The sequence below is a fragment of the Mesorhizobium sp. WSM4819 genome (genome assembly GCF_055811215.1).
Genome location: NZ_JBVVQO010000002.1, coordinates 299,509 through 321,347, shown reverse-complemented (window position 1 = coordinate 321,347; position 21,839 = coordinate 299,509). Strand labels below are relative to the sequence as shown.

Sequence of the window (21,839 nt, the reverse complement as noted above, 5' to 3'; positions counted from 1 at the left end):
GCGGTCGAGTTTTTCATGCTGCATGTCTTGTACTTGGTGCACGACGTCTCCGATCCGGCAGTGCGCCGGCGGATCATAATGCTCAAGGCGGGCGGCGCCCAGGTCACACTGGCAGGCTTTCGCCGGTCAGCAAGCCCGATCGCCGAGGTCGAGGGCTTGCATCCGATCGATCTTGGCGCAACGCGCGATGGGCGATTCGCCCAGCGGCTGGCAGCGGTCACCAAGGCGGCGGTTTCGATCGGGTCGAAACTCGGTTCGATGCCCAGACCCGACCTCATCATCGCGCGCAATCTGGAAATGCTCGCGCTTGCCCGGCGTGCCAAATCGGCATTCCAGGCAACCGTGCCGATCGTCTATGAGTGTCTCGACATCCATCGCCTGATGCTTCGCGACGATTTTCTGGGCAAGGCGATGCGCGGCGCGGAGCGCTATCTGGCCAGGGATGTAAAGCTGCTGGTCACCAGTTCGCCGGCCTTCATCGCAAACTATTTCAAGCCGTTCGGGCAGATTGCCGCGCCGGTCGAACTGCTCGAAAACAAATATTTCGAGCCTGCCGCGGTTTCGCTGAATGATCGCACGGCGGCGGAGCCCGTCCCTCCGCCTTGGCGGATCGGCTGGTTCGGCGCGCTCCGATGCCGCCGCTCCCTGGAACTGCTGGCCGAATTTTCCCGGCGACACGAGGGCCGCTTCGAAATCATCCTCAGGGGCCGTCCGGCGCTTTCCGAATTTCCGGATTTCCACGGTTTCGTCGAATCTGAGCCCTGGCTCTCGTTTGGCGGACCCTATCGGAATCCCGAAGATATGGCGACGATCTACCGTGAGGTTCATTTTTCCTGGGCCATCGATTTTTTCGAGCAAGGGCTGAATTCTGAATGGCTGCTGCCCAACCGCCTCTACGAGGGCTGCCGCTTCGGCGCCGTGCCGATCTCGATGGGCCACACCGAAACCGGCCGGTTCCTCGACCAGCAGGGAATCGGTGTTCTCTTGCCTCAAGCCACTCCCGAGGCACTCGAGGCTGCCTTGGGCGAGTTGGAGGAGCATCGTTTCGGGAAATTGCGGGCGCGTGTTCTTGCCCGCAATCCGCGAACCTGGAGCCACGATCGCAGCGATTGCCGGGCGCTCGTCGAGAAGCTTCGCGGGTTGACGGTCGCGCCCGGTTCATATGCTGCCGAGGCACTGGCTTAGGATGGCTAGGGAAGGACATGGGCCGATGATGCAGACCGAAATGCCGTCCAACCTGATCGTGATTCCGTGCCTGAACGAAGCGGCTCACATCAGTGCGCTTGTTCATGAACTTCGACCGGCCGCCGAAAGGCTCGGCGCCCGGATCATCGTTGCCGATGGCGGTAGCACGGACGGCACCAGGGCGATCGTCGAGGAGATCGCCAGGAAGGATCCGAGGGTCATCCTTCTTGACAATGAAAAGCGCCTCCAGAGCGCGGCGATCAATCTCGCCATCGCCAGGTACGGCGATGGGGCTGAATATTTCATTCGCATCGACGCGCATGGCGGCTACCCACCGGATTATTGCGACCGGCTGATCGAAGAGGCGCTGACCACCGGCGCCGATTCGGTCGTCGTCTCGATGCTGACCAGCGGCAGCGGCACAGTGCAGAACGCGGTTGCGGCTGCACAGAATTCCAAGCTCGGCACGGGCGGCTCCAAGCACCGGCATCTCTCGGCGGGAGAGTGGGTCGACCACGGTCACCATGCTCTGATGCGGATTTCGGCGTTCAAGGCGGTGGGCGGCTATGACGAGACGTTCAGCCACAACGAGGATGCGGAGCTCGACTACCGGCTGCGCAAGGCCGGCTACCGGATCTGGATGAGTGGCAAGACGCAAATGATCTATTACCCGCGCTCGTCGCTCGCCGGCCTCTATTTCCAGTATCTCGGCTATGGCCGCGGCCGAGCAAAGAACGTTCTCAAGCACCGCATGATACCGAAGGTCCGGCAGATGGTGCCGCTCCTGGTGTTCCCTGTCGTCCTTCTCTCTGCCTTTTTCTTCGTGCATTGGCTGGCAGTCATGCCGATTCTGGTGTGGGCGTCGGTTTGTCTCGGCTATGGCGTGCGGATTGCGATCAGCCAGCGCAATCCGGACAGCGCCCTTGCCGGGATTTCGGCAATGGTCATGCATTTCGGCTGGTCCGTCGGTTTCTGGCTGCAACTGCTTGGACCGCGATCGCAGCGTAGGAGGGTGGCATAGTGGGTGTGGCCGAAAAAAACCGCAGCGTCGACGTCTGCGTCTGCACGTTTCGGCGGCCGGAGCTTGCCGACACGCTTCGCTCGGTTGCCGCCCTGGACGTGCCTTTGGGATTCGACATCCGCGTCATCGTCGCCGACAATGATGACGGGCCGACGGCCGAACTGCTGGTGGCGACGCTGGCGGAGACGCTGAAGCTGCCGATCAGCTATCGTCATTGCCCGGCACGCAACATCTCGATCGCCCGCAATGCCTGCCTTGACGCCAGCACGGCGGATTTCGTCGCCTTCCTCGACGATGACGAAACGGCATCGTCCAGATGGCTCCTCGAACTGGTTGCGACGGCGGACTTGAGTGGCGCTGCCGCCGTGCTCGGGCCAGTGCGGGCGCGCTATCGGCCGGATGCGCCCTACTGGATGCGCCGCGGCGATTTTCACTCCACCTTGCCCGTCTGGGTGGGTGGCGAGATCCGCACCGGCTACACCTGCAACGTCCTGCTCAGGATGGGCGCCGACAGCCTCCGCGGCCGGCGATTCAGCCTGGCGCGTGGTCAGACCGGCGGCGAGGACACCGAATTCTTCGACTATATGGTCAAGGCCGGCGGTCGCATCGCCTTTTCGCCGCAGGCCTGGGTCGATGAAGTGGTGCCGCGCGCCAGGGCGGCTTTCGACTGGCTCCGTCGCCGCCGGTTCCGCGTCGGGCAGACGCATGGGCACCTGCTGGGGCGCGACGCGCATGGCCTCGCGCTGGTCAGGCAAGTCGGCCTCGCCTCGGCAAAGGCGGTTTTTTGTTTCGCATCGGCAATCCCGGTCGCCATCAGTCCCGTGCGCAGGAACCGCAGCGTGCTTCGCGGCATCATGCATGTCGGCGTCGTGAGCGGTCTTGTCGGCGTGCGTGAAATCCGCCAATACGGCCTGCCCTCGCCGCAGGAAGGGGGCAAGCGTGCAGCCTGACGTCACCTTTGTCATTGCCGCCTACAATTCGGAGCTGACCATCGAGCGGGCGATCGCCAGCGCCATCGCCCAGCGCGATGTGAGCGTGGAGGTGATCGTCGTCGACGACCAGTCGCGCGACCGGACGCTCGATCTGGCGCGATCCTACCCCGAAGACATCGTGCGCGTCGTCGCACTTGAGCAAAACCGCGGTCCAGGCGGCGCCAGGAATGTAGGCCTTGAGCTTGCGCGCGGCAGGTGGGTGGCGGTCCTCGATTCCGACGACGCGGTCTATCCCGGACGGATCTGCACCATGATTGACCGCGCCGAGAAAGCGGGCGCCGCGATCGCAGTCGACAATCTCCAGGTCGTTCGCGAGGACGGTGTTGCCGAAGAGACGATGTTCCCTGCCGACTATCTCGAGGGTTTGAGTGAAATCTCGCTGGCGGACTATATTGCTGGCAATGTGGTCTTCGAATCCAGGTTCAATCTCGGCTATCTCAAACCGATCTTCCAGCGCCGGTTTCTGAACGAAAACGGGCTTCGCTATGACGAAAGCCTGATCATCGGCGAGGACTACATCTTGCTGGCCGGTGCTCTGGCCAAGGGCGGCAAGTGCGTGGTCGAGCCGACGACCGGCTATGTCTACCATATCCGGACCGGCTCCATTTCCCGCGTGCTCGAACCTCATCACGTCGAGGCGATGCGTAAGGCCGACCTCGTTTTCGCCAGAACCCATTCGATGGACGCAAAGGCCGCAGCCGCTTTCGCAAGGCGCACGCGCAGCCTGCGCAAGGCGGCGTCGTTCCTTTCTCTGGTCCAGCACATCAAGGCGCGGTCCCCACTCAAGGCGGTGTGGACGGCGCTCAGCGATCCGGCGGCGGTTTGGCATATGGGCATGCCGATCGCCGTTCGGCTGCGAAGGTTGGCGGCGCAATTTGCCGTGGGTGCGGGGGAGGTGAAGGGTGCAGGCAGCTGAAAAATGGTTTTCGCGGCCTGCGACAGGTTGAAGTCGATCTCCTCAGAAGGAATATGCAATGAAGAAAGTCAGGAAGGCAGTCATACCGGTAGCGGGGCTTGGAACGCGATTCCTGCCGGCGACCAAGTCGATGCCGAAGGAAATGCTGCCGGTCGTCGACAGGCCTGTCGTGCAATATGCGGTGGACGAGGCGTTCGAAGCCGGCATCGAGCACATTGTCTTCGTGACGGGCCGAAACAAGGCGGTCATCGAGGATTATTTCGACCTGCATCCAGAATTGATCGGAACTTTGGAGCAGACCGGCAAGACGGCGCAGCTTCAGGCGCTGGAAAGCCTGCTTCCCGTGGCTGGTGCGACGAGCTTCATCCGGCAGCAGTCACCGCAAGGTCTCGGCCATGCGGTATGGTGCGCCCGGGAAGTCATCGGCGATGAGCCCTTCGCATTGCTGTTACCGGACATGGTGTCCTTCGGCGGTCGCGGATGTCTCGCTGAAATTGCGGACCTCTATGCGCAGACCGGCGGAAACGTCATCGCCGTCGAGCGCTGCGACCCGACCGAGACCAGCAAATACGGCATCGTCGGCTGCGGCGCCGATGTCGGCTCGGGCTTCGAGGTCACCGCCATGGTCGAAAAGCCGGCTCCGGCGAATGCGCCGTCGAACTACTACATCAACGGCCGCTATATCCTGCAGCCTGAAATATTCGGGCTGCTCGGCAATCAGCAGCGCGGCGCCGGCAATGAGATCCAACTGACCGACGCCATGGTCCGCCTTGCGCAAAGCCAGGCTTTCTTCGCGCAGCCCTTCAACGGCCGGATGTTCGATTGTGGCTCGAAGGAAGGGTTCATCCAGGCCAATATCGCCTTCGCGCTGGCGCGCGACGACATGAAGGGACCGATCTTCGAGATGCTTCAGGAATTCGTCCGGTTGCATGAGCGCCGGGTGGAAGCCGCATAAAGCCCATTTTTTGGGAGCAAGCATATGAATGGTGACGCAAGACATGCCGATATGTTTGACTGCCCAGGTCTCGCGGTGGCTGGCATGAAGCTTGCGCTGGGCATATGCTGATGCTCCCGGTCTAGCGCCTGCAAACGAGAGCAGCGGACCCGAGTGGAGACAGGGTTTGGGAAAATCCGCGGCTCAAACAAAAATAGAGCGGCGGCGCGTTCGACTTGAGAGACCGCCGCTCTAGATGCAAACTTGAATTGGACCGAAGATGAATTATGCCAATTTTCCTCTCGACAAGAGGAAACCATTGCCGAGTTCGGACCCAGTCAGCGCCGACGATTTCATCGATGTCGAGCGCCTGCTCGGCATGGCAGCAAGGCAGGCAAAGGTGGTTGCGGCATGCGCTGCCATCGGACTTTTTCTGGGCGTGCTCTATTTGCAGACCACGCCTCCCACCTACATGGCGACGAGCCGTGTGCTGATCGACGAAGGATTGAACAAGGTCGTTGACGAGGTCTCGGCGGCGTCGGTCAGCATGCAGACCGACTCCGCCATTCTGAGCCAGATCGAAATACTCCACTCGGCGAGACTGGCGGCGGTCGTCGTCGACAAGCAGAAGCTCGATCAGAACGACGCTTTCATGAACCCTCCGACGTCGGCCGTGTCGAAGGCTGCCGGTCTTGTGCGCGGCGTGGTCCGGTATTTCCGTCCCAATCCCGCCGTGGGTACGGCCGACGTTACTCAGCTTGACCCGGCGACGCGTGACGCGATGATTGCCTCGTCGCGGCGCGATTACGCAATCCTCAAACTGCAGGACGAGGTGCAAGCCGAGCGCATCGGTCGCAGCTATGTGATCTCCATCGCCTACCAGGCCACGGACCCCGCACTTGCGACCGCGGTTACCAAAGCCTATGCCGACGCCTATCTCGCCGATCAGCTCGATGCGAGCTTCGATGCGACCGAGCGGGCGGCGGTCTGGCTGCAAGGTCGGCTGACGGAGCTTCGCGAAAGCTCCCAGGCAGCGGCGCTCGCCGTCGAGAAGTTCAGGGCCGAACATGGGCTGGCCGTCGATGACGGCCAGTTGATCAGTGACAAGCAACTGTCGGACCTCAATGGCCAGCTCATTGAGGCGCAGGCCGACACCGCCCGCGCCAGCGCCCGCTACCAGCAATACAAGTCGATCGTCGAAAGCGGTTCGGACAACGCATTCAGGGACGCCGCGATATCCGCCGACCAGCCGAGCAACTCGATCATTTCAACGCTCAAGACCCGCTATCTCACTGTCGCCAAGCGGCAGCAGGATATCGAAGCCAATTTCGGGGCTGAGCATCCCCAGGCGGTCGCACTTGCCAAGGAAAGGGCCGACATATCGGCGCAGATATTCGGCGAGCTGAAGCAATTGACCGAAAGCTACCGCAACGAATACGAAGTCGCTCTCGCGCGCGAGACGGCGCTCCGTGCAAATGTCGCGTTAGCGGCTGGCAAGAGTTCCATCGACAACCAGTCGCAGGTCAAGCTGCGCGAACTGGAGCAGAAGGCAACGGCGCTCTCGACGCTCTATCAAACGTTCCTTGGCCGCTACGAGGAAGCCTCCCAGCAGCAATCCTTCCCGGTCGGCAAGATCCGCGTCATCTCGGACGCGACGCTGCCGAAGTCCGCGGCAACCCCGCGCACGTCCATAGTGCTGGGACTTTCGCTCGTGCTTGGCGTGATGTTGGGAGCCGGGGTTGGTGGCCTGAATGAGTTCAGGGAGCGGTTCTTCAGGACCGGCGAAGACGTTCGCGATCGCGTCGGCCTCAAATTCCTCGGCTACCTGCCAATCATTGGCAGCAGGGTCGCCAAGGACGATAAGCGCGATGACGGTCAGGCGGATATCAAAAGCGCCCCATCACCATCGGCGGCTGAAAGACGAGCGCGCATGCGGGTGAGCATCGACGCCCCGGCATCGATGTTTTCCGAGACGCTGCGCAGCGCCAAGATAGCCTTCGACGTGGTGATGGAAGGGCAAGGCAGCCGGGTCATTGGCGTGATCTCGGTCCTTCCCGGCGAGGGCAAGTCGACCGTGGCGGCGAATCTGGCCGGTTTGCTTGCCGCCAACGGGTCGAAAACGCTGCTGGTGGACGGCGACCTGCGTAACCCCGGCCTCAGCCGCAGCCTTGGCATGGAGGCCGAGCAAGGCCTGATGGAAGCGGTGGTGAGCGGGCAGACCTGGCAGTCCGTCGGCAAGATCGATCGGCAGACCAAACTGGCGATCGTCCCCGCCGTGCCGCGCGGTCATTTCTCGCACACAAGCGAGCTTCTGTCGTCGGCCGGGATGCGGCGTTTCATCGACAATGCCAAGGAGACCTTCCAGTACATCGTCGTCGACCTGCCGCCCCTCGGCCCCGTGGTCGATGCCAAGGCCTTTGCTCCGCTTGCCGACGGCTTCGTGCTCGTGACCGAGTGGGGGCGTACGCCGCGTGCGATGGTGCAATCCATATTGAGTTCGGAATCCTATATCGCCAACAAAATCGTCGGCGTGGTCCTCAACAAGGTCGATTTGAAGAAGCTGGCGAAGTATGGATCGATCGGCGGCTCGGAAAAATTCTTCGACAGATATTCGTCATACTATCTGGAGAAGTCGGAAGCGCGGACGAAGGTGAACAGCTGAGGCCGGTCTGTAGGACCGGCAGATCGTCGTCTTCCGCCGTCGGGCCGATACCGGGGCCGAGGCCGTCGTGAGCGAAGACGTATGCCTCTCGAACAGACCATGACCGGCAGCCTGTGCACGAGCCGGTAGGGTCGGTGGCGAATGACGTTCCTTAGGGTGCCGGTCGATTTCCTCGCTTGATCAGGTCGCCGAGCCGCGACGGGTCGCGCAAAGCGTCCGCACCCTGCTTTGTGCCGGACATTCCACCGTAGGACGTTTGCAGCCAGGAACCGGCGTGACAACGCTGGCGCGTTACGCCGCCTTGAGACGGTAGCGGAAGATGGTGTGGTCGAGCAGAAGCCGGATGCGCGGTTCGGCCTCGATCGCAATCAGCCAGCTCGCGGCGATCATGGTCGCGCCGACGATGACCACCGAAAGCAGGTATGGCACTCCCGCACGCATCAAGGCGCCGAGAATGGCTGCGCCGACGACATTATGGATCAGATAGAGAGGGTAGGTCATCAGGCCGATCCGGCGCCAGCCGCGCCAGGACAGGTCGAGCCGTAACGACCACGCCATCAGCGCCATGGCAGCGAGGAACAGGACGATCGGCGGCCCGTAGGGCATCGCGGCTTCGACCTTGATGCTGCGGACGTCGACAGCACTTATGATCTGCAGCACGCCGCCGGCCAGGAACAAGGCGCAGAAGACAAGGCGGGCGGGCGTCACTGCCTTGAAACGCATCAGCCAGAACAGCACACCTGTCGCGAAAAAACATCCGTGATGCACCAGGAGCAAGTCGAGCCAGCGCGCCTCGGCAAGGTCCGTCCAGTCGAATGGATAGTACAGGCACCAGAAAAGCGTGCTGATCGCGCCGAGCGCAACTGCCACCGCTTCCATCAGGTCGAAGCGGCCGAGCCGCAGCAGGATCCAGACGATGGCATAAAAGGCGATCTCGATGCCGAGCGTCCAGTAGACGCTGTCGACCCAGGGGTTGAACGGAACGAACAGGGCGGTGCGTATGAGCGTGGTGACAGCGTCCGTCGGCCAACTGAGATCGACGAGAAGCAGCACCATCGCGGTGACTGGTGCGCAGATCCAGACGGCCGGCGCCAATCGTTTCACCCTTGCCTCGAAAAACCGCAGCGGTGTCGAATGCTCGGCGCTGAAGGCGATGACGAAGCCGCTGATGACGAAGAATATCTGGACGCCGACCCATCCGAATTGGACCAGTCCGCCTATCTCCGGATGCGGCGGGATGCCGCCCGTCGCACGCGCCGAAACGCCCTCGGGGAATGCCCACACCCAGAAGCCGTAGTGGTAGACCATCACGAGGACAGCGGCGACAAAACGCAGGATGTCGACGCCGCCGAATGTTGTTTTTTGCTGAGCCATGCCGTGCCTTCGGAATGGCCCCCCACGCAAAGGTTTAAGGGCTATTGCTGCATTGCACAACAGACGATTGCAGTGCAGGATGAATTCGTATTCGTCCGAAGCCGCGATCCGCCTGCCGCGCTCCGAAAGCAGCTAAAGCCCGATTCCGCGTCCCTTCAGCGCCGCGGTGATTTCGTCGAGAATGATCGGATCGTCGATGGTCGCCGGCATTGTCCAGACTTCCTTGTCGGCAATCTTCTGCATGGTGCCGCGCAGGATTTTGCCGGAGCGCGTCTTGGGCAGGCGCTTGATCGTGACCACGGTCTTGAAGGCGGCGACCGGGCCGATCCGCTCGCGCACCAGCGTGACCACCTCGGTCTCAATAGTGGCGCTGTCACGCGTGACACCGGCATTCAGCACGACGAAGCCGAGCGGAACCTGGCCCTTCATCGCATCTGCGACGCCGACGACAGCGCACTCGGCAACGTCCGGATGCGCGGCCAGCACCTCCTCCATGGCGCCGGTCGACAGCCGGTGGCCGGCGACATTGATGATGTCGTCGGTGCGGGCCATCACGAACAAATAGCCGTCCTCGTCCATCATGCCGGCATCCGCCGTCTTGTAGAAGCCGGGGAATTCGTCGAGATAGGCTTGGCGAAACCGGTCATCGGCATTCCATAGCGTCGGCAGGCAGCCGGCCGGCAGCGGCAGCTTGACCACGACATTGCCCAACGTGCCGCGCGGCACTTCGTGGCCGGCATCGTCGAGCACACGGATGTCGTAGCCGGGCATCGGCACCCCGGGCGAGCCGTATTTCACCGGCAGTAGCCCTAATCCGGCAGGGTTGATCGTCATCGGCGAGCCCGTCTCGGTCTGCCACCAATGGTCGATTACCGGCACGTTCAATTTCTGCTCCGCCCATTTGATGGTTTCCGGATCGGCGCGCTCGCCGGCGAGGAACAGTGTGCGGAATTTCGACAGGTCATATTTCGGGACGAATTCGCCCTTGGGGTCCTGTCCCTTGATGGCGCGGAATGCGGTCGGCGCGGTGAACAGCGCGACCACGCCATGCTCTGATATCACCCGCCAGTAGGTTCCGGCGTCGGGCGTGCCGACCGGCTTGCCCTCGAACAGGACGGTCGTGCAGCCATGCAGCAGCGGGCCGTAGACGATGTAGGAATGGCCGACCACCCAGCCGACGTCGGAAGCCGCCCAGAACACCTCGCCCGGCTTGACGCCGAACTCGTTCTCCATCGACCATTTCAGCGCAACCATGTGGCCGCCATTGTCGCGCACGATGCCCTTGGGCTGACCGGTCGTTCCGGACGTGTAGATGATGTAGAGCGGATCGGTGGCGAGCACCGGAACGCAGTCGACATTGGCGCCCGCGGCCCGCTCGCGGGCGACGGCGTCGGCATAGTCGATGTCGTGGTTCTCCTTTAGCTCGCAGCGCAGCTGATCGCGCTGCAGGATGAGGCAGGCTTCGGGCTTGTGCCGCGACATCTCGATCGCCTTGTCGAGCAGCGGCTTGTAGGCGACGACGCGCCCGGGCTCCAGGCCGCAAGAGGCGGAAATGATCAGCTTCGGCCTGGCGTCGTCGATGCGCGTGGCGAGCTCGTGCGAAGCAAAGCCGCCGAAGACGACCGAATGCACGGCGCCAATACGGGCGCAGGCAAGCATGGCAAACGCAGCTTCCGCCACCATCGGCATGTAGATGATGACCCGATCGCCTTTTTGGACGCCGCGGTTCTTCAGCACCGACGTCAGCGCGACCACCTCGCGTTTCAATTCGGCATAGGTGAATTTCCTGACCGTGCCGGAAATCGCGCTGTCATGGATCAGCGCGATCTGATCGGCGCGGCCACCCGCCACGTGGCGGTCGACGGCGTTGAAGCAGGTGTTGCAGGAGGCGCCGCCAAACCAGCGCCCATAGACGCCGGCATTCGCATCGAAGACCGTTTCGAACGGCGAGAACCAGTCGATGGCCTTGGCCGCATCCGCCCAGAATTTTTCCGGATCGCGTTTCCAGCCGTCATAGACCTCGTGGTAGCGTGACGCCATCCAGCTTTCTCCCAGGAATGTTTCTGTCCTTGGAAATAGCGTATGCTGTTTTTGCAAGCACGTGCAAATTCGTCTTGGCGACCTCGCTTTGGTCGAAATGGACGTGGCCGCCGCTTTATCGCCGCAACCGGCCAGGTCGTAGAAAGCGCCTGCTGCTTAATACTGTTCCTATAGCCGTGGCGCGGTGTTGGCCGTGCTACATCCCCCGGCGCAGCGCAGCCGTATGCACCGGTGCGTCCCACAATGCGGTCGTCTCGTCGTCGAGCATGGTCAGCGTGATCGAGCAGCCGGCCATGTCGAGCGATGTCACATAGGACCCGACCAGCGAACGGACGACCGTCACGCCGTTTTTCTCGAAGATTTTCCGGGCGCTGTTGTACATCAGGTAGAGCTCCATCAGCGGGGTGCCACCGAAGCCGTTGACGAAAAGCAGCGCCGGGCCTTTTGCCCTGTCACCGAGATCGCCAGATATCGCCGCGCAGATCTCCTCGGCGATGGCGTCGGCGCTCTTCAACGCGTCGCGGCGGCGCCCGGGTTCGCCATGGATGCCGACGCCGAATTCCATCTCGCCGTCGCCGATATCGAAGGTCGGCCTGCCGGCGGCCGGTACGGTGCAACTGGTCAGCGCAACGCCCATCGAGCACGTCGCGCCATTGATGCGTTCGCCAAGTGCCTTCAACGGCTCCAGCGCCATGCCTTGCTCGGCCGCGGCGCCGAGAATCTTCTCGACCACCAGCGTGCCGGCAACGCCGCGCCGGCCAGTGGTGTAGGAGGAGTTCTCGACCGCGACGTCGTCATTGGTCACCACTTGCATCACGCCCTCCGACATTTCGGCAGCCATGTCGAAATTCATCACGTCGCCCTCGTAGTTCTTGGCGATGAACAGGCAGCCGGCACCCGTGTTGACCGCCTCCGCGGCCGCCATCATCTGGTCCGGCGTCGGCGAGGTGAACACCTGGCCGGGGCAGGCGGCATCCAGCATGCCATGCCCGACCAGCCCGCCATGCAGTGGCTCGTGGCCAGAGCCGCCCCCGGAAATCAGCGCTACCTTGCCGGGCTTGAGTGTCCTGCGGCGCACGAATTTATGCTCGTCGCCAAGCACAAGGATGTCGGCATGGGCGGCAACGAAGCCGTCGAGGCTTTCGGTCAGCACCGTGTCCACAGAATTCAGAAACTTCTTCATGGCCGTCTCTCCCGAAATAGCTGAACGTGGCGCGACTATGTCCCGCCCTTGCCGGCGATGCTGGTGATCTTCTGGATGAAATCGTTGACCGCCCTGTCGAGCGCCGCGTTCTGTTTGTCGTCGCCGAAATCGGGAACGATGAGCGAAACATGCCGCGTCCTGCGCATGCCGGATGCCAGCGACATTTTTCCCGGATGCGCCTGATGGTAGGCGGCAAGAAAATGGTCGCGTTCGGCCGGGCTGAAATGGCAGACAGCGAAAATAGCCGGCAAATGTTTTGACGGGATCGGGATCGAGTAGGCCGGACTGGAAATCTGGGTGACGAAGCTGCGATGCTTGCCCAACGCGTCGGCGAGGCGCTGGCGCATGCCGGACGGGCGCTGGTCGAGGACCTGCGACAGGATCGTCTTGTAGGCGCGGATCGCCTCTTCGGAGCCGGCTTCAGGCGTCTTCTTGGTTTCGGCCATGCCGGTGCCTAGATCGAGACGTCCGCAATGGCCGCCTTGGCCATTGCGAGCTGGGCGGGAACCACGGAAAGGTCGCGCAGGCCGGCCTCGATCAGCGCCGGGATCGCCGCCGGATCGCCGCCGGCGTCGCCGCACAGGCTGACCGGAATCTTTTGCGCGCGGCCGAACGCTGCAACCGATGCGATCAGCCGAAGCACGGCCGGATGCCTGATCGAATTGAGATGCGCGACCGACGCATTGTCGCGCGCCGCCGCCATCACATACTGGGTCAGGTCGTTCGAGCCGATCGAGAAGAAGGCGACCTCGGCAAACGCCTCAGGAGCGATCGCCACCGACGGCACCTCGACCATGATGCCGAGCGGCGGCATTTTTTGCGCGACGCCGCGCGCGGCAAGCGCGGCCTGCTCTTCGGCGAAGAGTGCGGCTGCTCGCTGATACTCGTCCCACACTGCGATCATCGGGAACATCACCTTGAGATTGCCATGCAAGGCGGCGCGCAGCAGCGCCCTGATCTGCACCCGAAAAACCTCCGGTCTCGCCAGCGATAGCCTGATGCCGCGCAGGCCGAGAAACGGATTGCCCTCTTCGACGGTGAAACCCGGCACCGGCTTGTCGCCGCCGCCGTCGACGGTGCGAATGGTCACCGGTTTGTCTTCAGCCCATTCGAGCACCTTGCGGTAGGCGCGATACTGCGTTTCCTCGTCCGGCAGCGTCTTGCCGAACAGGAACTCGGTCCGCATCAGCCCGACGCCATCGCAGGTCGAGACATCGATACCGTCGACATCGGACGGATCGGCGATGTTGACCTGCACCCGCACCGCAGTGCCGGCTTTCGTCACCGCCGGCCGAGTCAAAAAAGTTTCCGCCCTGTTGCGACGTGCCGCGAAAGACGACGACGATTGCCGGAACGCCTCGACCTCTGCCCTTGTTGGCCTCAACACGATGCCGCCGTGCTCGGCATCGAGCAGGGCGACGCCGGCAAGATCAGCCGGCGAAGCACCGAGCCCCACGATCATAGGCACGCCGCGCGAGCGCGCCAGCATGGCGACGTGGCTGGCGGTACTGCCCGCCTTCAGCGCAATGCCGCCGCCGGCGCTCCAGTCGGTTTCGAGAAAGCGCGTCGGCGCGATGTCCTCGCCGTAGAAGATGGCGCCTGTCGGCGCGGCAGCCGCGCTGTCCGCGGTCAGCGCGCGAAGCACCTGGTCTCTGATGTCGCGCATGTCGGCGGCGCGTGCCCGGAAATATTCCTGATCCGACCTTTCGTAGCCGACAATTTCGGCGTCAAGCGCCTGCCGCCATGCCGCATCGGCCGGCTGGCCGGCGGCAATCGCGGCAAAGGCCGGGCCGGTCAGCGCATCGTCCTCCAGCATGGCGAGCTGGAATTCGAGAATGTCGGCGGCATCGCCCTCGGTTGCCTGGATCAGCTTGGCAAGCCGGCCTGTCGCTGTGCCGATTGCCGTTTCGAGCGCGAGCCTCTCGTCAGCTGCGGTCGCTTTACTTCTATAGCGCGCGACGACCGGGTCGAGGTTGAACAGCGGCCCTTCGGCATAGCCGGCCGAAGCCGGGATCCCCTTCAGCTTAAGCGGTTCGGGCATGGTCCACGCCCTCGTCGAAGTCGCGCCGCACCAGTTCGACAAGCGCGCCGACCGCCTCGCCGGCACCGTCGCCCTGGGCTCTGATATGCAGCACCGTGCCTTTCGGCGCCTTGGCCGCCATCACCTTGACGATGCTCTTGGCGTCGAACCAAGGACCGTTGGCGGCGAGCGCCACTTCGACTTCGGCCGAAAACGTCTTGGCGAGCTTGGTGAATTTCACCGAAGGGCGTGCATGCAGGCCGACCTCATGGGTGATCAGAACGGTGGCTTCTGCGGATGCGGACATTGAGTCAAGATTCCTGTTCATTCACGATGGCGACAATTCGTGTGCCGTCGCCACCACTTCCCTGAGCGAGGCGCCGCCGGACGCCTCCGTCGCCGCCATCACCGCGCCCTCGACGATCGGCGCGTTGCAGACGATGATCTTGTGCGCGCGCGGCTCGCCGATCATCTCGACCGCCATCTCGCTGTTGGTTTCGGCGCCGCCAAGATCGACAAGTATAGCGACACCTGCCTCCGACCAGGCCTTGTCGATCGCGCCCATGATCGCCTCGACATTCGTTCCCAGCCCGCCATGGCCGTTTCCGCCGCACCATGCAAGCGGCACTTCGTCGCCGACCATCTGGCGCACCATGTCGGCCGTACCCTCGGCGACCAGCGGTGAATGCGATACGATGACGATGCCGACATTGCTCATGCTTGCCCCTCGATGGTCTCGGTGACAGCCCGCACCAGAAGCGCGGTCGAGCGTGCCCCGGCATCCATATGGCCGATGGAGCGGTCGCCGAGAAACGAGGCGCGCCCGCGCAAGGCCTTCATCGGCACGGTGGCATCGGCAGCACTGTCCGCGACATCGGCGATTTCCGATCCGGTCTTGCCCTGCAGCAGGGCGTCATGCACCGGTTGCAGCACGTCGAGCATGGTCTTCTGCCCGACCTGCGACTTGCCCCTGGCTGCCACCGCCTCGATCGCCTTGCCGAACGCTGCCATCAGGTTGGCGCGATCCGGCTCTACGGAAATTTCCTTGCCGAGCGCCATGAACAGCGTCCCGAACAAGGGGCCCGAAGCCCCGCCCACGGTCATTACCAGCTTGGTGCCGATCGCCTTCAGAGCGTCCGGCAGCGGCTTTGTCGCGAACCTGTCGGCCTCGGCGCGCACCGCCTCGAAGCCGCGCTTCATGTTCAGCCCATGGTCGCCGTCGCCAATTGCCTGGTCGAGCCTGGTCAGCTCTTCGGCGTGAGCGGCAATCGTGTCGGCGGTGACTGATATCAGCGTCTTCAGGTCAAGCTTGTCCATCGTCCCGGTCCTGTCCAGTGTCGCAGTCTTGTCCAGCGTCCCGCTCTTTTCCAGTGTCCCGTTCTTTTCCAATGTCCCGGGGCTCATCGGTTTGCAATCCTGTTTCCGGCCTGGTCGAAGAACAGCGGCGCCCGGTAGCGGATAATCACCCGGTCGCCCTTTTCCAATTGGATGTCGGGATCGGTCAGCGTCACCAGCTTTCTGCTTCCCACCGTCACATGCAGGTGGTTCTGGTCGCCCAGATGCTCGACCCAGTTAACAACGCCGTCGGCGGGGCCATTCGATGCCTTGCCGATCGACAGATGTTCTGTACGCGCGCCGATCGTTTTGGTTCCCGCCGGCATGTCGCCATCCGGCAGCAGGCCGGTCGGCAACAGATTGATCGCCGGCTGGCCGAGCCTTGCGGCGACATGAAGGTTTGCCGGCTCCGAGTAGATGGTGCGCGGCGTGCCGATCTGCGCCAGCACGCCGTCGGCGAGAATGCCGATGCGATCGGCCATCGTCATCGCTTCGATCTGGTCGTGCGTGACATAAAGCATGGTGGCGCCGACCTCGGCCTGGATGCGCTTCAGTTCGAGCCGGAGGTCGGCGCGCAGCTTGGCATCGAGCGACGACAACGGCTCGTCCATCAGATAGATCGAGGGCTTGCGCACCAACGCGCGCCCGATGGCGACGCGCTGCATCTCGCCGCCAGAAAGTTTGGTGGAGCGGTTGTTCAGCTTGTGGTGGATACGCACCATCTTGGCCACATCCTCGACGCGGCGGCGCACCGCGTCCTCGCTCAGCCGCCGCGCCGGCGAGCGCAGCGGAAAGGCCAGATTGTCGAAGACCGACAGATGCGGATAAAGCGAATATTGCTGGAAGACGAAGGCGGTGTCGCGCTCGGCCGGCGACAACATTGTCGCATCGCGGCCGCCGATATGGATCGAGCCCGTATCCGGCCGTTCCAATCCGGCGATAAGTCTGAGCGTCGTCGTCTTGCCGGCGCCGGTCGGGCCGAGCAGCACGACGAATTCGCCGTCGGCGACGTGCAGATCGAGAGTGTCCAAGGCGACATGTTCACCGAAGCTCTTGGTCACGCCTTTGATCTGCACGTCAGCCACGATGCGCTCTTCCCTGGGAAGCCCCGTCATGGATTGCGGTTCGCACAGCGCGGCCGGAGCCCTTCTCGAACAGCGACAGCCGCGTGCTGCTCAGCGCCAGGCCGACCTGGTCGCCTAGATTGAGCCGGATTTCGGCCGGCACCCGCGCCTTGATGATGCCGCCGGATGTCTCCACCGCGACGATCTGCGTGGTGCCGAGATATTCGGTGCCATAGATGGCGCCGCGCAGCTTCGAGCCGTCGTCGAAGCGGATGTGCTCAGGCCGGATGCCGAGCGCCATGTCGGCCGGCGCGATGTCCTCGCGCACCTCCGGCACTGCCACTTTGGCGCCTTGCACCACAATCTCGCTGGCGCCCTTTGACAGCCCGCCGCCGAAGCCGAGAAAATTCATCGGCGGCGAGCCGATGAAATCGGCGACGAACATGGTCGCCGGCCGGTCATAGATTTCGCGCGGCGTGCCGAACTGTTCGATGACGCCGTGGTTCATAACCGCGATCTTGTCGGCCATCGACATCGCTTCCATCTGGTCATGCGTGACGTAGACAGTGGTGGCGTGGATGCGGTTGTGCAGTTCGCGCAGCTCATGCACCATGAGATCGCGGAATTCGGTGTCGAGCGTGCCGAGCGGCTCGTCCATCAGGAAGCATTTTGGCCGCCGCACGATGGCGCGGCCGAGCGCCACGCGCTGGCGATCGCCGCCGGCAAGACCGGAGACCGACTTGTTGAGTAGATGGTCGATGCGCAACAGCTTCGCCGTCTCTTCGACGCGCCGGCGGATTTCGATGCCTGGCGTGCCTTGCGCCAGCAGCGGGAAGCCGATGTTCTTGCGCACATTCATATGCGGATAGAGCGCGAACAGCTGGAAGACAAAGGCGATGTCGCGCTCGCGGGCACGCCGCATGGTAACGTCCTCGCCACCGAGCAGGATCTTGCCGCCGGTCGGCAACTCCAGGCCGGCGATCATGCGCAGCGTCGTCGTCTTGCCGCAACCCGACGGCCCCAGCATGACGAAGAACTCTCCATCCCCGACGACGAAGTTGGAATCCTGCACGGCGACGAAATCGCCGAATGCCTTCCTCAGATGCTCGACCCTGATCTCCGCCATCGTCTACTCCGGAAACTTCGAGACGATGATGAACATCGCCGTGCCGGCCAGCATGGTGATGAAGGAATAGGTGTAGAGCGGCAGCGCGAACGGCTGGAACAGCATCAGGAAGCCAATGGCAATGATCGCTGTGGCGACGTTCTCCATCAGGCCGCGCCGGAACGCACGCGGCCAGGGCGAGCGTTTGGAATGGGTACGACGGGTCATGATGACAAGCTCCGCGACCCCTTCTCCCCGTCACTATACGGGGAGAAGGTGGCCCGAAGGGCCGGATGAGGGGCGGCGCCAAAATCTGGAAAGCTTGCGCTGCCCCTCATCTGCCTGCCGGCATCTTCTCCCCGTAAACGGGGAGAAGGGGCGCTGCCGCGGCGCCGCTTCCATTTCTGCTGCTGAGTCGCCGTGTTGCTCATTTGCGCACCGCGCCGAAGGTGATGCCGCGCAGCAACTGCTTGCGGAGCAGGATAGTGAACACCAGGATCGGCACCAGGAAGATCGTCGTGCCCGCGGCGACCGCCGGCCAGTCCTGGCCGCCTTCGCCGATGATGGTCGGGATGAAGGGCGGTGCGGTCTGCGCCGTGCCCGAGGTCAGCAGTGCGGCGAAGGCATATTCGTTCCAGGCGAAGATCAGGCAGAAGATGGCGGTCGCGGCAATGCCGGTGGTCGCCTGCGGCAGCACGGTGCGCCAGAAGGCCTGCAGCCGCGTATATCCGTCGATCATCGCCGCTTCTTCGTACTCGCGCGGGATCTCGTCGATGAAGCCCTTCAGCAGCCACACGGCGAGCGACACATTGACCGCCGTATAGAGCAGGATCATGCCGAGCGCGGTGTCCGACAGGCCAATCTCGCGATACATCAGGTAGATGGGAATAGCGACCGCGATCGGCGGCATCATGCGCGTCGACAGGATGAAGAACAGCAGGTCGTCGGCCAGCGGCACCTTGAAGCGCGAGAAGCCATAGGCCGACAATGTGCCGAGGAACACCGCGCAAAAGGTCGAGCCGAAGGCGATGATCAGCGAATTGACGAAGCGCGGCATGAAATTGGACGGGCCGGCGATCACCATGTTGCGCTTGCGCACTGTCTCATCGCAGATGCCCGTCGCCGGTCCCAGCGCGTTGATGTATTCCGGTGTCTGCCGGGTGCGGGTCGAGAACAGATTGCAGTAGCCCTCGAGGCTCGGCTGGAACAGGATTTTTGGCGGATAGGCGATCGAGTCCGGCGGCGTCTTGAAGCTGGTGGCGAAGATCCACAACAGCGGCACGATCGAGATCAGCGCGTAAAGCACGATAATTGTGCCGGCGACGCGCTTCGAAATCGCGGAGGGTGCGACAACAGAATGGGCTGACGTCAGGCTCATCTCTGCTTCACCTTGTTGAGCGCCTTGACATAGATGTTGGCCAGCCCGAACACCGCAACGAACAGGAGTATGGCGAAGGCCGAGGAATAGCCGGTCCGCCAGCTTTCGAAGGCCTGCCGCTTCAGCGTGATCGAGGCGACCTCGGTGGTCGATCCCGGTCCGCCGCCGGTCAGGAGGTTGACCATGTCGAACATCTTGAAGTTCTCGATGCCGCGGAACAGTACCGCCAGCATGATGAAGGGCAGCGCCATCGGCAGCGTGATCGACCAGAACTGCCGCCAGTTGGAGGCGCGGTCGACCTCGGCAGCCTCGTAGATGTATTCGGGGATCGAGCGCAGGCCGGCGAGACAGATCAGCATCACGTAAGGCGTCCACATCCAGGTGTCGACGATGACGATCGACCACGGCGCCAGCGACACGTTGGAGAGCATGCCGATCTGCGTTGCCGGAATGCCGGTGGCGAACGAGATGGCATAGGCGAACAGGCCGATCTGCGGCTCGTAGAGGAAGCGCCAGAAATTGCCGACCACTGCCGGCGACAGCATCATCGGCACCAGAATGATGGTCGTCCAGAAGGCGTGGCCGCGAAACTTCCGATCGATCAGCCAGGCCAGGGTAAAGCCGATCAGCGTTTGCAGCAGGATGGTCCAGAACACGAAATGCGCCGTCGTCTGCATGGCGATCCAGATGTCCTGGTCGCCGAGGATGCGCTTGTAGTTGGCAAAGCCGACGTTCCTGACCACCTCGTTGGGACGGTTGGCGCGGTAATTGGTGAAGGACAGATAGATCGCCCAGAACAGCGGGAAGATGTTGACGGCGAGCAGCAACAGGATCGTCGGCGAGATGAACAGCCAGGCGAGGCCCTTGTCGCTGATGCCTCGGACCTTGCGGGCCAACGGCTCAGGCGTAGCCCGGGCGACGCTGTCCGCAGTCCGATTGAGCATGGTCAGTCCCGCTTCGGTCACTTCGTCTTCTCGACAATGGAATTTATCTGAGCTGTGTCCCGTGCCAAGGGTGGCACGGGACACGCGGTCGTGGCTCGGGAGGAGCCGATTGGATACTGCCCAACTACATCTTGCCGTCGTCCTGGAAGACCTCGGTCCAGTCCTTGACCAGGCCATCAAGTGCATCCTTGGCCGAACCCTGGCCGGCGACGACGTAATCATGGAAGCGCTTCTGCGACGCCTGCAGCAGCGGCGCATAGCTGGGCTCTGCCCAAAAATCCTTCACGATGGCCATGGAGTCGAGGAAGGTCTGCGCATAAGGCTGGCTGGCCGGGAAGCCTGGATCCTTGACGACCGCGTTGAGGCAGGAAAAGCCGCCGAGCGACCACCATTTGGCCTGAACATCCTTGTTGGCGAACCACTTGATGTATTTGAGCGCAGCCTCCTGCTTGTCGGAGTAAGAGACCACCGAGATGCCCTGGCCGCCAAGCTGGGCGAATTGATCGCCGTCGGGCCCCTTGGGATTGGCGAAATAACCAATCTTTTCGCCGCCGACATTTTCGTCCTTCTGCAGGCCTGGCCAGGTAAAGGCGAAGTTCATGTGCATTGCCACCTGGCCGGATTTGAAGGCGTCGACGCCTTCGCCCATGTAGCTGTTGGAAGCCCCGGGAGGCGTGCAGCAGTCATAGAGCGCCTTGTAGAACTCAAGACCCTTCACCGATTTCTCGGAGTTGACGAAACCGTCCATCTCGTATGGCTTGTCGGGATTCTCATATTTGAAACCGAAGCTGTAGAGCCCGTCCATGGCGCCCATGGTGATGCCTTCGGAGCCGCGCTCGGTATAGATCGATGCGCCATAGACCGTCTTGCCGTCGATCTCGCGCTTCTGGAAAAACTCGGCGATCTGCTTCAGCTGGTCGAAGGTCGTCGGCGCTGCGAGATCCCAGCCGTACTTTTCCTTAAATTCCTTCTGCAGTTCCGGCTTGGAGAACCAGTCCTTGCGATAGGTCCAGCCGACGACGTCGCCCATGGCCGGCAGCGCCCAGTAATTCGGCGAGTTCTTCGGCCATTCGGAGTAGCCGACGACGGTCGCTGGCACGAAGTCGTCCATGCTGATCTTCTCCTTGTCGAAGAAGTCGTTCAGCTTGACGTAGTGGCCGTTCTCGGCCGAGCCGCCGATCCACTGGCTGTCGCCGATGATCAGGTCGCACAGCTTGCCCTTGGAATTCAGTTCGTTGAGGAAGCGATCGGCATAGTTGGTCCACGGCACGAATTCGAATTTCATGCCGATGCCGGTTTCCTTGGTGAAATCCTTGGACAATTCGACAAGCGCGTTGGCCGGGTCCCAGGCTGCCCAGCAAAGCGTCAGATCTTCAGCCTGCGCGACATTCGAAACGGCGGTCGACGCAAACATCGCCGATGTCAGTCCCAACGTCAGTTTCAAGGTCGATTTCATGCCTTCCTCCCATTTGCGAAACGCGCCCGGATGACGGTTTCAAATAACCTCAAACCCCCTCCTCAGGGGTCTAAACATGACGACGCGGTTAAGCGGCGGATGTTTAGTAATTTGTTTAGTGATGCAATTTTTACTAAACAACGCAAGCGAATTCGTCGCTGCGCTGCAGCATAATTCGCTTGTATCTGGGCGGTGATCCTGGCCGCGCC

20 protein-coding genes are annotated in these 21,839 nt (G+C 62.6%); 6 read left to right on the top strand and 14 right to left on the bottom strand.

Features of this window, described 5'->3' with window-relative positions; genetic code table 11:
* Positions 1-15: 15 nt before the first annotated feature.
* The 6 genes from AC0L18_RS03595 to AC0L18_RS03570 all read left to right on the top strand — a co-directional run bounded on the left by AC0L18_RS03595 (position 16) and on the right by AC0L18_RS03570 (position 7,710).
* A complete protein-coding gene (locus AC0L18_RS03595; RefSeq protein ID WP_473490638.1) occupies positions 16-1,185 on the top strand; it encodes a glycosyltransferase family protein in 1,170 nt (389 codons plus the stop codon).
* Positions 1,186-1,210: 25 nt separating this feature from the next.
* Positions 1,211-2,206, top strand: a complete 996-nt coding sequence (locus tag AC0L18_RS03590) for a glycosyltransferase family 2 protein (protein WP_473490637.1) — start codon at positions 1,211-1,213, stop codon at positions 2,204-2,206.
* Positions 2,206-3,156 (top strand): glycosyltransferase family 2 protein, encoded by a 951-nt coding sequence (locus AC0L18_RS03585; protein WP_473490636.1) that lies wholly within the window; start codon positions 2,206-2,208, stop codon positions 3,154-3,156. Before AC0L18_RS03590 ends, AC0L18_RS03585 begins: the two co-directional genes overlap by 1 nt.
* Entirely contained in the window at positions 3,146-4,114 is a 969-nt protein-coding gene (locus AC0L18_RS03580) for a glycosyltransferase family 2 protein (protein ID WP_473490635.1), read from the top strand. Before AC0L18_RS03585 ends, AC0L18_RS03580 begins: the two co-directional genes overlap by 11 nt.
* Before the next feature lie 58 nt (positions 4,115-4,172).
* Entirely contained in the window at positions 4,173-5,069 is an 897-nt protein-coding gene (locus AC0L18_RS03575; protein ID WP_473490634.1) for a UTP--glucose-1-phosphate uridylyltransferase, read from the top strand.
* Between the two features lie 259 nt (positions 5,070-5,328).
* Entirely contained in the window at positions 5,329-7,710 is a 2,382-nt protein-coding gene (locus tag AC0L18_RS03570) for a polysaccharide biosynthesis tyrosine autokinase (protein ID WP_473490633.1), read from the top strand.
* A 291-nt stretch (positions 7,711-8,001) separates the two neighbouring features.
* Here the strand turns inward: AC0L18_RS03570 and AC0L18_RS03565 are convergent, their stop codons facing one another.
* The 14 genes from AC0L18_RS03565 to AC0L18_RS03500 form a co-directional block, all read right to left on the bottom strand.
* A complete protein-coding gene (locus AC0L18_RS03565; RefSeq protein WP_027151563.1) occupies positions 8,002-9,084 on the bottom strand; it encodes an acyltransferase family protein in 1,083 nt (360 codons plus the stop codon).
* A 132-nt stretch (positions 9,085-9,216) separates the two neighbouring features.
* Positions 9,217-11,124, bottom strand: a complete 1,908-nt coding sequence (locus AC0L18_RS03560) for a propionyl-CoA synthetase (RefSeq protein WP_473490632.1) — start codon at positions 11,122-11,124, stop codon at positions 9,217-9,219.
* A 196-nt stretch (positions 11,125-11,320) separates the two neighbouring features.
* Positions 11,321-12,307: a dihydroxyacetone kinase subunit DhaK gene (dhaK, locus tag AC0L18_RS03555; protein ID WP_473490631.1), complete on the bottom strand. Its 987-nt coding sequence runs from the start codon at positions 12,305-12,307 to the stop codon at positions 11,321-11,323.
* A 35-nt stretch (positions 12,308-12,342) separates the two neighbouring features.
* A complete protein-coding gene (locus AC0L18_RS03550) occupies positions 12,343-12,774 on the bottom strand; it encodes a hypothetical protein (RefSeq protein ID WP_287217624.1) in 432 nt (143 codons plus the stop codon).
* An 8-nt stretch (positions 12,775-12,782) separates the two neighbouring features.
* Complete coding sequence (gene ptsP / locus AC0L18_RS03545) at positions 12,783-14,369, bottom strand: phosphoenolpyruvate--protein phosphotransferase (RefSeq protein WP_473490630.1); 1,587 nt, start codon at positions 14,367-14,369, stop codon at positions 12,783-12,785.
* The gene (locus tag AC0L18_RS03540; protein WP_473490629.1) at positions 14,353-14,655 is read right to left on the bottom strand and encodes an HPr family phosphocarrier protein; all 303 of its coding nucleotides are present in this window, start codon (positions 14,653-14,655) and stop codon (positions 14,353-14,355) included. Before AC0L18_RS03540 ends, ptsP begins: the two co-directional genes overlap by 17 nt.
* 21 nt (positions 14,656-14,676) lie before the next feature.
* Entirely contained in the window at positions 14,677-15,066 is a 390-nt protein-coding gene (gene dhaM, locus AC0L18_RS03535; RefSeq protein WP_027151568.1) for a dihydroxyacetone kinase phosphoryl donor subunit DhaM, read from the bottom strand.
* Positions 15,063-15,665, bottom strand: a complete 603-nt coding sequence (gene dhaL / locus AC0L18_RS03530) for a dihydroxyacetone kinase subunit DhaL (RefSeq protein WP_473490682.1) — start codon at positions 15,663-15,665, stop codon at positions 15,063-15,065. The genes dhaM and dhaL overlap by 4 nt, the downstream gene beginning before the upstream one ends.
* Before the next feature lie 83 nt (positions 15,666-15,748).
* Positions 15,749-16,768 (bottom strand): ABC transporter ATP-binding protein, encoded by a 1,020-nt coding sequence (locus AC0L18_RS03525; protein ID WP_473490628.1) that lies wholly within the window; start codon positions 16,766-16,768, stop codon positions 15,749-15,751.
* Entirely contained in the window at positions 16,761-17,873 is a 1,113-nt protein-coding gene (locus tag AC0L18_RS03520) for an ABC transporter ATP-binding protein (RefSeq protein ID WP_473490627.1), read from the bottom strand. Before AC0L18_RS03520 ends, AC0L18_RS03525 begins: the two co-directional genes overlap by 8 nt.
* Before the next feature lie 3 nt (positions 17,874-17,876).
* Positions 17,877-18,080, bottom strand: a complete 204-nt coding sequence (locus AC0L18_RS03515; protein ID WP_473490626.1) for a hypothetical protein — start codon at positions 18,078-18,080, stop codon at positions 17,877-17,879.
* Positions 18,081-18,279: 199 nt separating this feature from the next.
* The gene (locus tag AC0L18_RS03510) at positions 18,280-19,230 is read right to left on the bottom strand and encodes a carbohydrate ABC transporter permease (RefSeq protein WP_128183364.1); all 951 of its coding nucleotides are present in this window, start codon (positions 19,228-19,230) and stop codon (positions 18,280-18,282) included.
* Positions 19,227-20,174, bottom strand: a complete 948-nt coding sequence (locus tag AC0L18_RS03505; RefSeq protein WP_473490681.1) for a carbohydrate ABC transporter permease — start codon at positions 20,172-20,174, stop codon at positions 19,227-19,229. Before AC0L18_RS03505 ends, AC0L18_RS03510 begins: the two co-directional genes overlap by 4 nt.
* Positions 20,175-20,298: 124 nt before the next feature.
* Positions 20,299-21,630, bottom strand: coding sequence for an ABC transporter substrate-binding protein (locus AC0L18_RS03500; protein ID WP_128244473.1), 1,332 nt, complete (start codon positions 21,628-21,630; stop codon positions 20,299-20,301).
* Positions 21,631-21,839: the final 209 nt, after the last annotated feature.

Excerpts from the sequence above, each read along its gene's own strand:
- AC0L18_RS03590 (WP_473490637.1), top strand. The coding sequence starts at position 1,211 with ATGATGCAGACCGAAATGCCGTCCAACCTGATCGTGATTCCGTGCCTG.
- dhaK (WP_473490631.1), bottom strand. The coding sequence starts at position 12,307 with ATGAAGAAGTTTCTGAATTCTGTGGACACGGTGCTGACCGAAAGCCTC.
- AC0L18_RS03540 (WP_473490629.1), bottom strand. The coding sequence starts at position 14,655 with ATGTCCGCATCCGCAGAAGCCACCGTTCTGATCACCCATGAGGTCGGC.
- AC0L18_RS03570 (WP_473490633.1), top strand. The coding sequence starts at position 5,329 with ATGAATTATGCCAATTTTCCTCTCGACAAGAGGAAACCATTGCCGAGT.
- AC0L18_RS03505 (WP_473490681.1), bottom strand. The coding sequence starts at position 20,174 with ATGCTCAATCGGACTGCGGACAGCGTCGCCCGGGCTACGCCTGAGCCG.
- AC0L18_RS03565 (WP_027151563.1), bottom strand. The coding sequence starts at position 9,084 with ATGGCTCAGCAAAAAACAACATTCGGCGGCGTCGACATCCTGCGTTTT.
- AC0L18_RS03550 (WP_287217624.1), bottom strand. The coding sequence starts at position 12,774 with ATGGCCGAAACCAAGAAGACGCCTGAAGCCGGCTCCGAAGAGGCGATC.
- AC0L18_RS03515 (WP_473490626.1), bottom strand. The coding sequence starts at position 18,080 with ATGACCCGTCGTACCCATTCCAAACGCTCGCCCTGGCCGCGTGCGTTC.
- AC0L18_RS03510 (WP_128183364.1), bottom strand. The coding sequence starts at position 19,230 with ATGAGCCTGACGTCAGCCCATTCTGTTGTCGCACCCTCCGCGATTTCG.
- AC0L18_RS03575 (WP_473490634.1), top strand. The coding sequence starts at position 4,173 with ATGAAGAAAGTCAGGAAGGCAGTCATACCGGTAGCGGGGCTTGGAACG.
- dhaL (WP_473490682.1), bottom strand. The coding sequence starts at position 15,665 with ATGGACAAGCTTGACCTGAAGACGCTGATATCAGTCACCGCCGACACG.
- AC0L18_RS03520 (WP_473490627.1), bottom strand. The coding sequence starts at position 17,873 with ATGGCGGAGATCAGGGTCGAGCATCTGAGGAAGGCATTCGGCGATTTC.
- AC0L18_RS03560 (WP_473490632.1), bottom strand. The coding sequence starts at position 11,124 with ATGGCGTCACGCTACCACGAGGTCTATGACGGCTGGAAACGCGATCCG.
- dhaM (WP_027151568.1), bottom strand. The coding sequence starts at position 15,066 with ATGAGCAATGTCGGCATCGTCATCGTATCGCATTCACCGCTGGTCGCC.
- AC0L18_RS03500 (WP_128244473.1), bottom strand. The coding sequence starts at position 21,630 with ATGAAATCGACCTTGAAACTGACGTTGGGACTGACATCGGCGATGTTT.
- ptsP (WP_473490630.1), bottom strand. The coding sequence starts at position 14,369 with ATGCCCGAACCGCTTAAGCTGAAGGGGATCCCGGCTTCGGCCGGCTAT.
- AC0L18_RS03595 (WP_473490638.1), top strand. The coding sequence starts at position 16 with ATGCTGCATGTCTTGTACTTGGTGCACGACGTCTCCGATCCGGCAGTG.